Genomic DNA, 14,805 nt, shown 5'->3' on the forward strand with positions numbered 1-14,805 from the left:
TTGATTAATCGATCGATTTATTCGTGATACGTTAAAACGCTATTTCCACTAATACACCTTCACAAATATTATCATATAGCATCACAGTATAAGAGGCAAAACCAAAACAGGACGCGAAATTCGCCCTGTTTCTAGCTTCACCTTATTTAACAGAAACAATCCAATCATTACAACTGTTCACCATTACTAGCGATCACTTTTTTGTACCAATCAAACGAATCCTTTTTCGAACGATCGAGTGTTCCATTACCTTCGTCATCCAGATCCACATAGATAAAGCCGTAGCGTTTGGACATTTCGGAAGTGGACATGCTTACCAGGTCAATAGGCCCCCATGCCGTAAACCCGATCAGATCCACACCATCCTTGATCGCTTCCTTCATCTGCTCGATGTGTTTCTTCAGGTAATCTACACGGTAGGAGTCATGGATTGAACCATCCTCTTCAACATGATCATGTGCACCTAGACCATTTTCAACGATGAATAGCGGTTTTTGGTAACGGTCCCAGAAGTTATTTAATGTGACTCGCAGACCGATTGGATCGATCTCCCATCCCCAGTCGGAAGCTTCCAGATAAGGGTTCTTCACCCCACCAGTTAGATTGCCCGTACCTTCTTCCTTATCTCCAGAAGCAGATTTGGTAACAGACATATAGTAGCTGAAGGAAATGAAATCAACCGTGTTGTCGAGCAATATTTCATCATCACACGGCTCCTTATGGATCACGATATTGTTTTCTTCAAAGTAACGAGTCATATAGTTTGGGTATTTTCCACGAGCGTGTATATCTGTGAAGAACAGATTGATCTGATTCTCAAATTGAGCAAATCGAACATCAAGCGGATTACAAGTTGCCGGATATGTCTCTAGGCGAGCAAGCATACAACCTACCTGAGAACCAGGAATAATCTCGTGTGCAAGCTTCGTGACCATACTACTCGCTACAAATTGATGATGTAGCGCTTGATAAGTTGTTTGTAGTGTGTTCTCCACTTTATCAATGAGAATCCCGCCACCTGTGTACGGGCTGAACAGCATTACGTTGATTTCATTGAACGTCAGCCAGTATTTCACTTTATTTTTATAACGGTTGAATACCGTCTCCGCATATCTCACATAATGCTGAATTACTTCACGGCTTGCCCAGCCATTGTATTTTTGCGTAAGAGCGAGTGGGGTCTCATAATGGGACAGGGTAACAAGTGGCTCAATGCCATATTTTAATAGTTCATCAAAAACTTCGTCGTAAAATTTCAGACCCGCTTCGTTCGGCTGCTCATCGTAACCGTTGGGGAAAATACGTGCCCAGTGAATGGATATACGGAATACTTTGAATCCCATTTCGGCAAACAGGGCGATATCCTCCCTAAAACGATGGTAAAAATCGATACCAAAACGTTTAGGGAAACGCTCATTGACTTTTCCTGAGAGAATCTCCTCGATCCGGGTAGATGAAATTTCCATGGCATGTCCGCCTGTATGTTTTTCTTTTGGAACTTGAGCAATCATGTCTGCTGTGGAGAGACCTTTGCCATCCTGATCAAATGCACCTTCAATTTGGTTAGCGGCTGTAGCACCTCCCCAGAGAAAATTTTCAGGGAACCCTTTTTTTACAATGGTCATGTACAGTAACCTCTTTTCACTTATTTATTTTGTGTAGTGTAGTACAAGTGAGAAATATAGAATTTCTTAATTGATCAAACCAACACTATAATCAGTGAATTGATGAAGTTTGTTTCTGATGAATAACCCAAGAAAGGCCGAAAAAAACAAAAAAAACCTAAAATCAAGGTAAAATAGGCGCTAAAAGAGCCTTCATTTCACCATCAATTCAGGTTTTGCCTGTCTTCACAGTAACAATCCATCATACGATGTATTGATTATTTTGTTGTACTCACTTGCGATGTCAGAGTACCATATCTATTTTTAAAAATCAACTCATCTTCTGTAGAATTGATTCCTCACCGTAATTGTTAACGAGCCTGTTCAGTGTCTCTAATCACGAGCACTACTTGTTAGCTAACTTTATAGTTTGTGATTACAGTCATGTATCTTAAAATCTTCACGGCTGCCGTAAATAATGAAAAATCAAAAGCCATGCGGGAAATCCCGCATGGCTTTGCAATATGTTATCCACTACATGCCCACAGCTGAGGAAACTGCGGCAAAGATTGCCGCCACCAGCCAAAGAATCGGAAACAGCTTGAGTATTACCTTTAACCATTGTCCAAAATTGATCCGGGCGATGGCCAAACCTGCCAGCAGCACACCGCCTGTTGGCGAAATGAGATTCGTTAATCCATTTCCAAATTGGTATGCGGTTACTACCGCTTCGCGGTTAACACCCACAAGATCGCCTAATGGTGCAAGCACAGGCATCGTCAAGGCCGCCTCTCCTGATGAAGAAGGAACCAAGAACGTAATAATATTATGCACGACCAGCATGATGGTGGTGAACAAGTAATTCGGCAAACCCTTAAGCATAGTAGCCAGGCCATTCAAAATGGTATCGATAATCATCCCGTTCTCTGCAACGACGAGGATCCCCCGGGCCAAACCTATGATCACAGCAGCGTAGATAAATTCTCCGCAACCTTTAACAAAATTCTCGGCAATTTCCTTTTGACTCATCCGGGTTACAATCCCCGAAAAAATACCAAGTGCAAAGAAAAGCGCTCCGATCTCGGTCATATACCAGCCTTTGCTCAGTATTCCCCAGACAATAAGCCCCAAAGTAAAGATGAAGCCGCCAATAATTAATTTATCCCGATTCGAGAAACTTACTTCTATCCCATCGTTCTCCTTGATGAAGTGTTGGCGGTTTAGAATATCATTTTGGAATACCGCTGATTTCTCCGGATTCTTCTTCACCCGTTGCGCATACCACATCGTAAAACCGATCGATATCGCAGTAAAAACAACCCATTCAATAAATCTCAGCCATAGCTGTGGATTTCCCTGCACCCCTGCTACGCCTTGCGCAATCAATACAGAGAAAGGATTAACGGTTGATCCGACATAGCCGATCTGTGTTCCGAGAAATAAAATTAGAATCGCCGTCATGGAGTCAAAGCCCAAGGCAAACATTAACGGTATAAAAATAGCGTAAAGCGGAATGATTTCTTCACTCATCCCAAAGGTGGAACCCCCCAGGCTGAAAATCACCATGGCTATCGGAATCAGTAATATCCCTTTACTTTTGAGTCTTCCGGCTAAAGCCATCAGTGCCCGGTCAATCGCCCCCGTCTGCAGAATAATTCTAAAAGCTCCCCCTACAATCAGGACGAAGGCGACGACATCAGCAGCATTGATGATTCCCTCCAACGGCGCACTGGCAATTTGGGCAAATCCTTGTCTCAAATCCCCTTGCTCACTGATTTTAGGAACGGTATGATAGGTTCCCGGGATAATGGCTGTTCTGGAGGAACCATCCACCAGCACTTCCTGGCGGTCAAATTGGCCGCTCGGGACAATCCAGGTTAATCCGGCAATAGCCACGATAATCAGAAAAATCAATGTATAACTATGAGGAAGGGACCATTTTATTTTAAGTTTAACCGTTTCCATTTCTACCCATCGTAATCGGAACATTGGCCTCAAGCATGGACTTGTAATTATAAAACCGGCTTTCATTTTCTTTTCCGGCCACAGCAGCCATATAAGCATCCAAGCGCGAAATGGACCTGCAACGGCAGCTCTCCCGCTGCTTCCAGCTCTTCAAGGACCGGCAGCAAACCGCTATGCCTGTCAAAGCCTATATCTTTTATCGAAGTTACACCCCGCTTAGCAAGCATTCGGGCAAAGTCCAAAAACTCTTGTCTGACTAATTCCTGATCCTGCATCATGTCATGAAGGAGACGGGCGCGTGATTCCGCGCTGCATTGGTTAGGGAGAAACTGATACTTATCCTGGGCAAGCTTGTTCATCCAACAATAGCTTTTCGTCAAATTAATGGCGATTACAGCCCTGGCAGTAAAAGCTTCGTCTAATAAGCTTTGCCCCGGAAGCTCGCCCCAACACTCTTCACTCCACCCGTAAGCGTATACATTTTGCTATAAGGTTTTTTTTGCCTCTTGTTTTAGCAACTCTAAAGCCTCTTGGATTGTAGCGACATTCGTCAGATCCACTCCACGGTGCATGGACATGTAACCGGTAAAAAATACATGGTTATCATGTACACCAGGCATAATGAACGCATCCTTCAGATGATGAACAAATGTTGCCGGTCCTATCCATTTCTCTGCTTATTAAGCAGCTCCACGATAGCCGTAACCTCTCCTGCATAACAAGGTTGAATACAATACTTGCTGCGCCACTGTTTTTTTGCGCCAGAACACTTATATTATTTTCATGATTGCTGGCTGGTTAAACTATGTTTTTCAAAACTTTTTTTAACTTCTTCTTTACTCGCTGAACCCGTTTTTTACAGGCCTCTACAGAAATCCCAATTTCATTAGCCGCCTCCATCATTGAATACTTCTCCAGAGTAATTTTTTTAAGTAATTTATAGTCTTCAATATTGGTTAAGTCAGAAAATATAAAGTCAACATCAAGTACGTCACTATCCTCAAAGATAACGTTTTCATCTATTTCGAATGAAGTTACTACTATATTTTTAAGGTATGCCCGACTGCGAACTTTGTTTTTAATAACATTCTTTAATGTATTAAATAGCCAGCCTTTCGGATTGGAACAAAATAGAAATTTGTCGGCTTTAGCACATGCGATTCTAAATGTGTCCTGAACGGCTTCTTCGGCCAGTGTGCGGTCATTCAACTTGCTTTGTGCATATGCCAACAATGAACTATACATTTCCGTATATAATACTTTTATGGTGCGACGTTGATTATCATTTAGCACCGCCTTCTCACCACCATTTCCTTTTTATGAAATACAATCTACTTTAGTTATAATTTTATATAAACATATAAATATTGGTATTTCAATACTACCCTATAAACAGATAATAGGAACACTTTTTCAAAAAAAATTAAAAATAAAAAAGCAACCCTCTAAAAGGTTGCCTTCTTCCTATTCATCATTTATATCCTAGGTTATTTGCATAGCGGCGCAATAGCTCTTTGAGGCGTGTTACCTCATTAACAATTTCACTATCGCTATCAATATTGTCATTTCTGTCATACGACGAAGTAACAACTTCGGTAGTAGTAGATGCTTGAGGTTCATCTGCGTTAGCTGAAACGGTTAACGCGGACCCTATCCATATAATTCCTATCAGCGCCACACAAAGGAATAGAACACCATTTTTCTTCTCTTTTAGGTCCATGATTGAAGAAATGCGATTTTTCAAACCTTTTTTCCCTCCATAAAAATTACTTGATAATGCTGTTTGGAGCTTCGCCCCATTCCTCGCAACAGTAATAATGATTTCCCCATATTGTATTCGCCGTTGATGATCTGCGTTTTGTAAAACCAATGCGTCACAAGAGATTTCACATTCTTCCGCTGCCGCTTTTGCCATAAGATAGACAACTGGATTGAACCAATGAAACGAGGTTGCAATCAAGATCATGGCCTTGCACCAGAGGTCATGCCGTTTAAGATGAATCAACTCATGCTTTAGAATTAGATACACTTCATCATCTGATAGTTTCACTCGCGGCAGTAAAATGACAGGCTGTATAAAGCCAATGAACATAGGACTTGTAACGCTTTCACATACGCATAAACCTATATGCTTTTTAATCCCGAGTTCCGACCTTACACTGTCTAAAATCCCTTGAACCTTCGCATCGGTTACAGGATCACTCCAACGACGTACCGTCTTCATAAAACGACTATGCCGTAGAGCATGATACAGTATTATGATTACAATACCGCACCCCCAAATCGCTGTAAGCACCCACCATAAAGAGATTGTTGCCCAAGCATCCCCCCTATCCCCAAAGTCCATTAAGGGGACAGTACGGATTATGGATGGAACAAGCGTTGCAGGAAGATCCGGCATGGTCACAGGGAGAACTAATAGGTCAATCTGTGGACGAAAGGGGAATATCCAGCCTACCGCAAGCAGCAGCCAAACCCTATAATTCCACTTTGCGACATATCGTTTGGATATAAAGGGCTGTATTGCCGCGTACACAAGCGTCAGCAATGACATAGATACAGAGCATTGGAGCACGGTAACTAAAAATCCCTGCATATCACTCCCTCTTATCTTTCAGCCAATTTTCCAATTGATCGAGGTCACTGTCCTTTACTTTGTTACTAGCATATAGCGTAGCAACCAAGCTAACGAATGAATTCGCATGAAAACGCTCCATAAAGTCGCCTGTTTCAAATTTCAGGTACTCCTCTTTGTTAATTAAAGGGAAATAAGTGCGCTCTTTTCCCTTTTTTTCAGTTCGAATAAAGCCACGCTCAACCAACCGTAACATAAGAGAAATGACCGTTTGCGCTTTCCATTTCCTATCATTTCCAAGCTGTTGCATAATAACATTAGTCGTTATAGGTGAATCATTGGCCCACACAACTTTCATGATATCAAACTCTGCATCTGGCAATTTTCTCATTATTTCTATTAATCAACTCCTTTAAGACAACTGTCTACAATGATATTCTACATTTGTCTTGAATTCATGTCAAATCTATAAAATAGAAATATTTTATCCCATTTATCACACACAATAACAATATTGGGATATTTTTGAAAATCTTTGTCCCCAATTCGATACATTAAGACATATATATTATGAAGAAGCATTTTCATAGTTTAACACTAATGAAACGGAGGCAATTCCGATGAACAATTAACGAATACTTTCACGTTGAACGAAAAACCAAATTCCCAATTTTAGAATGGAGGCTACTAATTAATGAAAAAGAAATCTCTCTTTGTTTTCTCGGCCCTGGCTCTCCTCCTCCTCCTCACTCCAAGCTTTGCGCTTGCAAGTAATCAGCAGAACTACTTCGCTTCCCTGTCGGAAGAGAAGCTCGCTTATCAGGATGTTGACGCAGCTCCTACGGAATGGAAAGACGACATCTTGAATGCAAGGAATTCTATAATATACAGTACTTCTTGGACTGTTGATGGTCAGGTTGGCTATGAGTTGCCCGATGGAATGTTAGTAGAACTTCCAGAATTTTCGGACCTTTTTCCAGGTTGGGATGTTCCTAAATTGAAAGAAGATGTACGAAAAGAACAGTTAACTAAGCCTCAAACTTATGATTTTCATACCCTAGCCGCGAATTATGTTGGGTTTGTCTACTTATTTGAACCCTCAAATTCTGGAGCGTCACTACCGTTTTACACCTTTTATTCCAGCGCTAATAGAGTCACAATGATAGGTGATTCTTTACCAGGGACAAGCTATAATGCCGGTTTCACAAATCTTAACACTGGTTCGGATGTAGGTTATGCAAATAACTTACCGCAAGGTGGAAAACTATATCTCACTAAACTGAATTCAAACACTGCATATGGGGCTCGGGCTAGCACGTACAGCACAACAGGATATGCGCAAATGAGCGTAGTTGACGGCTAAACTCATCATCTGATTCTGTAGTGTCGGGTAGATGTTTGAAACGTAGATTGATATGTATGGGTAATCAAGGACTGCTTGTTCATTGAGGTTATTCGCTTTCTTCTAATTGATAGACTGTTTAATGCTTCTTCCATTATTGCTATTGCTGCCTTTTTAACTTTTGTTAAACGTATAGCCATTGACAAAACCTCCTTCTACTTCATCTGATTTAGTCAGATATAGCAAAGGAGGTTTATATGCTTCTATATTTCGAGCCATTGTTTCAAACATCAGCGACCATAGTCTGGTTTCTTCCCCTGCTCTTGGCCAAGTATAACGCCTGATCCGCCTTCTCCAGCAGCCCCTCCCGCTCCAATGTATGAAAAGGATAATGGGCGATTCCTAGAGAGATTGTAACCTGTGTCTCGATTGGCCCCCTGCTTTGTTCCATTGCCCGCCGGACTCTTTCAGCTATGATGAAAGCTTCCTCAGGTCTTGTGTGGGCTAGCAAGATGATGAACTCTTCACCGCCGTAGCGGTAGCAAACATCGTCTGGACGAACCGAGGTAACTATAACTTTGGCTACATGTTTCAGCACTTCGTCGCCGATGAGATGACCGTAAGTGTCGTTCACGAGTTTGAATTTGTCTACATCCAGTACAATGAGCGAAAACGGTTGTCCTGAGTCAATCCACTGACTCATCGTATACTCTAACGATCTCCGGTTCATTAAACCGGTCAGAGCATCCGTCGTAGCCTCTTGGGTCAGTTGATCCGTCTGCTTCTGAATATCCGTCACGGCAAGCAACACAGCCTTGGTCAGCAGATCTGCCTCTCGGCTCCATTGCGGCTTCGCTTCTGGCAATTCAATCTTCTCCTTGCCCATCCTGCTCACCAGATTTGCCAGGTACACAAAAGGCCGGGCCAGCTTGCGTGCTACGAGAATGACGCCCATCAGGAGGATAATGAACGGAAACAACGAATACCAGAGAATGGTCCGAAGGTGCCCCATCAGTTGATGATGGATGACACTAATCGGCGAAACGACCACAATTCCCCATCCGTTGGCTGGAACGCTGGAGTATCCGGCAAGCATTTCAACGTCACGGGTGTTACGCACTTGCTGTTCCCCACTCTCCCCATTCATGAGTTTCTGCACAACCTTGTTATTGCTGACATCCTCCCCAATGAGCTGCTTATCCGGGTGGTACAACAGATGCCCACTTGAATCCACAATATAATAATAGGAGCCAGAATCGTCTACGTTATTGTCGCCAAAAATCATAGACAAAATATTGTTCTCCTGCAGATAAAATGTGCCGCTCAAAATACCGCGATATGTACCATTCTTGCTAAAAATCGGCTGACTCATAAAAACGATTAGTCTCTTTGTGGTTTGGGTCATGTAGGGGGAGGATATGTAAGGTTTTTTTAACGCCAGAGCTTCCAAACCGACCTTAGAAGTAATATGGTTTCCTGCTGACCCCAAACTAGCCGGTACTACATTGCGGATCAGCCCGTCGGCATCGAGCACGGCGATAGAATTGAAGTAATTGCTACTATTGCGCATCAGTTCCAAATTATCATCCACTTGCTTCGGCGTTGAGGTTTCGTCATCGGAGAGTGTGTCAGCACTGTATTCCAAACTGCTGCGCATGGACTGAAATAAGGAATCCATTGTTTTGGTCATTCGGTCAGCGTTGTAGTAATTCAGATGGAGTGTAGTCTCCATCAAGGACTGTTTTTTGGACTCGTAAGAGCCAATCAGAAGAATGCTTGAGGTTAGTAGAACCACCAGCGTAACCAAGCCCGTAAGCAGCGATGTAAGACTGAGCTTTTTACTTTGACACGGGTCGGCTCTTCTCAGTGTAAGCAAACTTTAACCCTCCTTGGTTCTTGAAAACTAGATTAATTAATAATACAACAAATTAAGATGTTATTCGACAGTAATCAAAAGGCTCGGATCTCTCATACCACTCTGCTTACCGTTTGATATACGGCGGTTCATGAAATCTTACATATTAAAAAACTCCCTCCAGAGCTTGTGATTAGACAAGCACTGAAAAGGAGTGTTATCAACCTGATTCTGTGAGCTCGGATGTGATTCCAAGACACACAGAACCTTTAGTTTTTGACGGAAGTTTTACTCAAGAAAAACAAAAAAAACCTTGATTTCTCAAGGTTTTCACTGTGATGCCGAGGACGGGGGTCGAACCCGTACGGTACTCACGTACCGCAGGATTTTAAGTCCTGTGCGTCTGCCTGTTCCGCCACCCCGGCATATTATGTGTTGAAGCTTCATACGTTGTTCACATATAACGCGACAAGAAATATAATATCATGAATATCGATAACGCGCAATCCTTTTTCGAAAAAAAATTATTCACAATAAAAATAACCCGTTCAGCCAGAACCGATACGGGTTATTATAAACGCGGATTATCTACGCTCGTCACTTCTGCTTCTCATTCCGGCAAGACCCAAAAGTCCAAGCAGACCGAGCCAGCCCCAGTTAGATCCTTTGTTAGTTGCAGCATTCGTTGTTGTACTAGTTGCACGGTATTTGCCGGTCTGTGTGGTATTGGTTGCCGGGTTGACAGTGCTGTTGGTTCTGTAGTTGTTCCGGGTGTCATTATAGTTATTGGTGTTGTAGTTGTTAGGTCTGTAATTATCATCGATGCGGATCTTATCTTTCATAATGCTCTCATGCTGATTCATTGTTCCCGTGGTGCCGTTCATTAAATTGCCTTCCGTATTCATCATCCGAGTGTGTTCCGCAGTCCCATCCATCCCGGTATTCGCGGCTGGGATACCGCCCAATGCTGCTGATCCCACGGCATTTGATGCATAGCTAGCTCCCATTAGACTCATTGATAATACAGTACCGCATGCAAGGCTTGTTATCAGCTTGTTCACAGTGTTATGCCTCCCTTTAAGGTTAGTTATCACTGATAATTTCCCCTTGGACGGCACTGTCTATGCATGGTGGTTTTACTCTTTTACTACATTAACTGTCTTAGTCACAGCATCATAAGTAACCTTTGCTCCAAGCGCCTCAGCCAGCGCACGTATGGGTACATAGGTTGTTCCGGTATCGAGAACGCCATCGGTAAGCTTGCGGCCGTTTAGGTTAATGGTCACTGTAACGTCTTTGTTCACCTGATCATCCCCTCCGGTAATCTTTTTTAAAGCCTCTTTGGCTTGGTCCGTCGTTGGACGTTTACCTGCCCGAAGTTGATCTATAGTTAAACCGAAAGTCATTTGCAGATGTGAATAATCTTTAAAAGAGGTCCAGTCCCCGCCCCATTCTAAACCAAGCCGCTTAGCCTCCTGTACAACCTCTTGCCAATCCGCTGTCTTATCCTTATCACCATCACGATTGATATCCCAAGAAAGGCTAGTGCCATTCGGCAGCAAAAGCGCAAAATCATACGCAAGACCATAATTATGATAGCTGGTACCGCCTTTAGCGTTGGTAACTATCGGTCCTGGTTTGCTTCTACCCTGCGCATACAAAGCATTTTGCTCAGCAATGGTCCGTAGACCCTGAGTAATAACGATAGGGACTCCTCTCGCATGGCTTTGCTGAATCAAAACATTCGCACCTGCCGCCAAGACAGGATGAAGCCCGACCAGACGCGCCGCGGATTTTTCCCTCAATTGCTCCAAAGTCAGCATAGAATCACCCCTTTGGTATATTCAATGATGCCGCTGCCCTATTTGCCTGTACCCCTGTCCCCTTTAGGATGATTTCCACAAAAAAGGACAAAATATTTAACGAAAGGTGGGAGACATATGGATATTCATAGCGATAGCTATAAAGTTGCAGCCCTTAGTGAACAGGAAGAAGCACTGGAAATTATTCGGAATGCTGAAGCTTCCATTGCACATCTGACTGGTAATCCTACCGTTACCTTAATCGCTTATGAAAAAAGCGAAGGCAACGGTTCTCAGCATTAAACGATGTAGACCTCGACAATATCATCCACATCGATCCACTTCCATTCCTCCGCCCACTGCAGCTTAAACTCACGCGAGTGGGTGTGAATGGAAGTCACAAAACCACTTACCATCGTATTTTCAAAAGGGTCAAAAAGAACAACTGTCACTCGTACATGACTCCGCAACGACAAAGCCAGTGTACATTCAATCTCCTCCAGCTTCTGCTCATCCAGAATAGGCTTGATGCGGCGCAGCGTTTCCCGTTCATCTCTTATAATTCGTATCTTATGCTCCGGCAGCATCATGCGGCTGCTTTCCCACAGCCCGTTTTTCTCCAGCTTTTTGCCCATGGTAACCCCTCCTTAATTATATATCTATTCCTCTGAACACGAACGTATGTTTGTATTATATCCGCATCTTCGCATATTAATCAATAATCAGGAAAAAGATACCTTTTTAAGGGTCACTCTTTATTCAAAAGATGTATATTAATGTATATCTATCCAAGCTAAAATTCGCAGCAAAAAGACGCTGACAGATAAACTGCGCAGCGCCTGATTTGATTTATTCTTGAACAACGTCCCCAGACTCTGAGGTAGCCTGACCTTCGGAGTCTATAAGCCCTGTTGCTTCTCTTGCCTCGTTAAGCTTGGAAATACCGAATAACATCGCTACATCAGCGTTCTGATTCAATTCATTAAATTGCTCAGCCGTAACGTTTGCGGAATCAGCGCCTTGAGAGGCCTCTTCTTTTAAAGAATAAGCACTTTCAAAGGCAACTTTAGACTCTTCGAGCAACTTACGAATGTCTTCAGGCAAGCTGGAGGAAATTTTTACTTTCTCGGCTTGATTCGATAAATCAGTTGCGGTACTCTGGAATTGCTTAATTTTCTTCTCCAACTGCTTGTCCGTGAGTTCTCCTGCTGAATAACCCGCAATGGCTTCGTTGAACTCCGCTAAAGAAGTTTTTCCTGACTCTTCAAGTTTAGACATTTCATTGTAGAAGTTTTGCACGGTCTCCTGCACTTCTTCCTCCGTGGCAGGTGCCGATGAAGTTGAATTATTGCTGCAGGCGCTAAGGATGACAGTCATCATCAGCATTCCTATTAGTAAAGCTTTTTTCATTATTTATCCCTCCACTTAACAGGATAATGTCGGTTTGTGTAAAGCGCAAATGAAATATATGTAAAATGACTGTTATGTTATAATTATTTTAATTGTGATCAGGAAAGGAGAGTATTTATGCCTTATTGCACCACCTGTGGAGCGGAATACAAGCAGGGCGCTAAATTTTGTGGAGAATGTGGAACCAGCCTTGACGGTACCGCTCCAGTAACCGCTCATCGACCAGCAGTAGATAATCATGTCATTCAAGAAGTCGTGCTCTGGAAAGGCAAACCTGCCGGCATCTCGGATCGACTCAAAGGAATCGTAGGACTTAACACAACTTCATATACCATTACAAGTCAGCGTATTATGGTAAAGACCGGACTTATCGGTAAAAATGTTGAAGAAATCGAATTGCTGCGCGTACGCGATTTATCCGTAAAACAGTCTATCATGGACCGGATGCTTGGCATTGGATCATTAACTGTATTTTCTGATGATGCCTCAGCGCCTCAGCTTCTTTTTCGAAAAATCCATGATGCCCAAACCGTCAAAGATGTTCTGCGCAAAGCCGTTCGTGACGAGAAGATCGCCAACAACATTAGCTACCGCGAGCAAATTTAAGACGTTCATACGTAAAAAGGCCCCGGAAAACCGGGGCTTTTTGCTTGCGCTTGCACACTTGAAGTACTCTTTTTATGGAAGATAAAATGCCCCCGCTGGGATAACCCCCTTGATCTGGCTCGGACTCTCCCACTGCAAAACAACCCGGGCGTCGCCCGCATTCTCATAATACTCCACCTTTATTTCATACGGCTTACCTGCAATCAGGTTTATGCTCCCTTTTCGTTCCTGGCCGCTCTGATTCACCCAACTATCAATGACTAGCCCGCCATCAATCCATACCCGTATCCCATCATCAGAGTAGGAATAAATGGTATACACCTCGCTAAAAGCAGCCGTCAGCTTCCCACTCCACCGCACAGAGAACGCATCTACACGAATGGCAGGATCAGGCGAACCTTGTCTCCATGAAAAGTTAATATTGGCATCCGTACGCAACAGTGCAGGCGTGCCGCTAAGCGTCATGTTATTGTAATATTGGCCACAGAGTCCACTCTCCAGCACACTATCCCCGATAGCAGCGAAAGCGGCGGCCTCAGCAGCATACTCCTCTCGTGTGAATACCATTTTATCGTTCATAAAAGCTTTTATCACAGCATCGGTATTCTTCTCATAGAGGAGTTTCCCCCAGGTCAGCTGATAAGACCATTTGGGCTGTGTTTTGGACAACAGTTCAGCAGACGGAAGCTCTCCATTCTCACCAATCGCAATCAGCTTGCCACGACCCAGATCCCATAAATTATCATAATGACTAATCTTGAAATCCGCGTCATAAATGTCGAGCGCCAGCACATCTACCTTATCACTGCCCGGATAGTATTCTGCCGGCTCATCACACCACTGATTTTTTGCATTTGGACTCCAAACCCACAATAAATTATGCAGCTTATGATAATTGGTAAAACGATCGAACATAAGGTTCCACAATGCAGCGTAATTGCTCTTTTGCCCCCACCAAAACCATCCACCATTCATTTCATGATACGGCCGCCAAAGTACAGGAACCCCTGCGTCATTAAGCTTTTTCAGCGACAGGGCTATCTTATCCAGATCAGCTAACAGAGCATTATACTGGGTGGTACCTGGGGTTATATATTTATCAAAATCAGCATTGTTTAGGCTCGTATTTACATTCCCCCAAGTTGGCGCTGTCCCCGGTAATGCAGCGTGATAACACATCGTTACGATCCCGCCGGCCCTAGACCAGCGTATCGCACTGCTGACGACCCAATTCCGTTGATTGTCAATTAGAGCCTGTGACTGATTATTGATTGCGCCCAGCTCGTAGCCATGCAGCGCAGCATATTGCCCGCTGCTATTTTTAAGCTTCTCCATGAGCTCGTCTGCACTTTCCAAATAATCATGTTGGCCGCTTATCACACCCTTTCCCTGCAAGTAATAGAGGGTATTCAGCAATAGCTGAGCCGAGGACGACAGCCCCGAATCCGCCGGAGCCATTTGTAATCTGCGAAAAGCCATCTGCCACTGCACATCGCCCACGAACCTTGATGCTGAATCAACCATCTGACGAATAATCCGCTGCTCCATCTATTCTCACCATCCTTTTAAATCTTTTTAAGTTATAGTATGGGGACAATAATGACATGAACTCAGCGAATGGACATGAAGTTGTAAAATAAGTTGGG

At 43.3% G+C, this 14,805-nt stretch carries 16 protein-coding genes and 1 tRNA gene; 3 read left to right on the forward strand and 14 right to left on the reverse strand.

The features are described from left to right. Positions 1-167: 167 nt before the first annotated feature. The 7 genes from NSQ55_RS22615 to NSQ55_RS22645 form a co-directional block, all read right to left on the reverse strand. Positions 168-1,625 (reverse strand): glycoside hydrolase family 1 protein, encoded by a 1,458-nt coding sequence (locus NSQ55_RS22615; RefSeq protein WP_339169260.1) that lies wholly within the window; start codon positions 1,623-1,625, stop codon positions 168-170. A gap of 513 nt (positions 1,626-2,138) precedes the next feature. Beyond that, positions 2,139-3,569, reverse strand: a complete 1,431-nt coding sequence (locus NSQ55_RS22620) for a YfcC family protein (protein ID WP_339169262.1) — start codon at positions 3,567-3,569, stop codon at positions 2,139-2,141. Between the two features lie 62 nt (positions 3,570-3,631). Next, positions 3,632-3,928 carry a hypothetical protein gene (locus NSQ55_RS22625; protein ID WP_051491284.1) on the reverse strand — a complete coding sequence of 99 codons (297 nt, stop codon included), beginning with the start codon at positions 3,926-3,928 and terminating at the stop codon, positions 3,632-3,634. Positions 3,929-4,054: 126 nt separating this feature from the next. Beyond that, positions 4,055-4,189, reverse strand: a complete 135-nt coding sequence (locus NSQ55_RS22630; protein WP_256715948.1) for a hypothetical protein — start codon at positions 4,187-4,189, stop codon at positions 4,055-4,057. 178 nt (positions 4,190-4,367) lie between these two features. Then, complete coding sequence (locus tag NSQ55_RS22635; RefSeq protein WP_036683321.1) at positions 4,368-4,862, reverse strand: sigma factor; 495 nt, start codon at positions 4,860-4,862, stop codon at positions 4,368-4,370. A 178-nt stretch (positions 4,863-5,040) separates the two neighbouring features. Beyond that, the gene (locus NSQ55_RS22640) at positions 5,041-6,165 is read right to left on the reverse strand and encodes a M56 family metallopeptidase (protein WP_076317112.1); all 1,125 of its coding nucleotides are present in this window, start codon (positions 6,163-6,165) and stop codon (positions 5,041-5,043) included. A gap of 1 nt (position 6,166) precedes the next feature. Next, the gene (locus tag NSQ55_RS22645) at positions 6,167-6,535 is read right to left on the reverse strand and encodes a BlaI/MecI/CopY family transcriptional regulator (RefSeq protein ID WP_036683325.1); all 369 of its coding nucleotides are present in this window, start codon (positions 6,533-6,535) and stop codon (positions 6,167-6,169) included. A gap of 303 nt (positions 6,536-6,838) precedes the next feature. Between NSQ55_RS22645 and NSQ55_RS22650 the strand changes: the two genes are divergently transcribed. Beyond that, the gene (locus tag NSQ55_RS22650; protein WP_036683328.1) at positions 6,839-7,507 is read left to right on the forward strand and encodes a hypothetical protein; all 669 of its coding nucleotides are present in this window, start codon (positions 6,839-6,841) and stop codon (positions 7,505-7,507) included. A 262-nt stretch (positions 7,508-7,769) separates the two neighbouring features. Here NSQ55_RS22650 and NSQ55_RS22655 read toward each other — a convergent pair whose 3' ends face one another. The 4 genes from NSQ55_RS22655 to NSQ55_RS22670 all read right to left on the reverse strand — a co-directional run bounded on the left by NSQ55_RS22655 (position 7,770) and on the right by NSQ55_RS22670 (position 11,164). Continuing rightward, positions 7,770-9,362, reverse strand: a complete 1,593-nt coding sequence (locus NSQ55_RS22655; RefSeq protein WP_339169268.1) for a sensor domain-containing diguanylate cyclase — start codon at positions 9,360-9,362, stop codon at positions 7,770-7,772. A 318-nt stretch (positions 9,363-9,680) separates the two neighbouring features. Next, positions 9,681-9,766 (reverse strand) — tRNA-Leu (locus NSQ55_RS22660). Between the two features lie 159 nt (positions 9,767-9,925). Continuing rightward, positions 9,926-10,402, reverse strand: a complete 477-nt coding sequence (locus NSQ55_RS22665; RefSeq protein ID WP_052097266.1) for a WGxxGxxG-CTERM domain-containing protein — start codon at positions 10,400-10,402, stop codon at positions 9,926-9,928. A 75-nt stretch (positions 10,403-10,477) separates the two neighbouring features. Beyond that, positions 10,478-11,164 (reverse strand): M15 family metallopeptidase, encoded by a 687-nt coding sequence (locus NSQ55_RS22670; RefSeq protein WP_280753430.1) that lies wholly within the window; start codon positions 11,162-11,164, stop codon positions 10,478-10,480. A gap of 117 nt (positions 11,165-11,281) precedes the next feature. Here NSQ55_RS22670 and NSQ55_RS22675 point away from each other — a divergent pair, with 117 nt between their 5' ends. Beyond that, on the forward strand, positions 11,282-11,446 hold the full coding sequence (locus tag NSQ55_RS22675; RefSeq protein ID WP_169744799.1) for a hypothetical protein: 165 nt from the start codon (positions 11,282-11,284) through the stop codon (positions 11,444-11,446). Here NSQ55_RS22675 and NSQ55_RS22680 read toward each other — a convergent pair. Beyond that, complete coding sequence (locus NSQ55_RS22680) at positions 11,443-11,778, reverse strand: YolD-like family protein (RefSeq protein ID WP_339169272.1); 336 nt, start codon at positions 11,776-11,778, stop codon at positions 11,443-11,445. The genes NSQ55_RS22675 and NSQ55_RS22680 overlap by 4 nt on opposite strands. A 214-nt stretch (positions 11,779-11,992) precedes the next feature. Further along, positions 11,993-12,553, reverse strand: coding sequence for a hypothetical protein (locus NSQ55_RS22685; protein WP_076128860.1), 561 nt, complete (start codon positions 12,551-12,553; stop codon positions 11,993-11,995). Between the two features lie 117 nt (positions 12,554-12,670). Between NSQ55_RS22685 and NSQ55_RS22690 the strand changes: the two genes are divergently transcribed. Continuing rightward, the gene (locus NSQ55_RS22690) at positions 12,671-13,159 is read left to right on the forward strand and encodes a PH domain-containing protein (RefSeq protein WP_076128858.1); all 489 of its coding nucleotides are present in this window, start codon (positions 12,671-12,673) and stop codon (positions 13,157-13,159) included. Positions 13,160-13,231: 72 nt separating this feature from the next. Here NSQ55_RS22690 and NSQ55_RS22695 read toward each other — a convergent pair whose 3' ends face one another. Beyond that, entirely contained in the window at positions 13,232-14,707 is a 1,476-nt protein-coding gene (locus NSQ55_RS22695; protein WP_339169275.1) for a glycosyl hydrolase, read from the reverse strand. Positions 14,708-14,805 lie beyond the last annotated feature (98 nt).

Source organism: Paenibacillus sp. FSL H7-0943 (genome assembly GCF_037963265.1).
Taxonomy (GTDB): domain Bacteria; phylum Bacillota; class Bacilli; order Paenibacillales; family Paenibacillaceae; genus Paenibacillus_AQ; species Paenibacillus_AQ odorifer.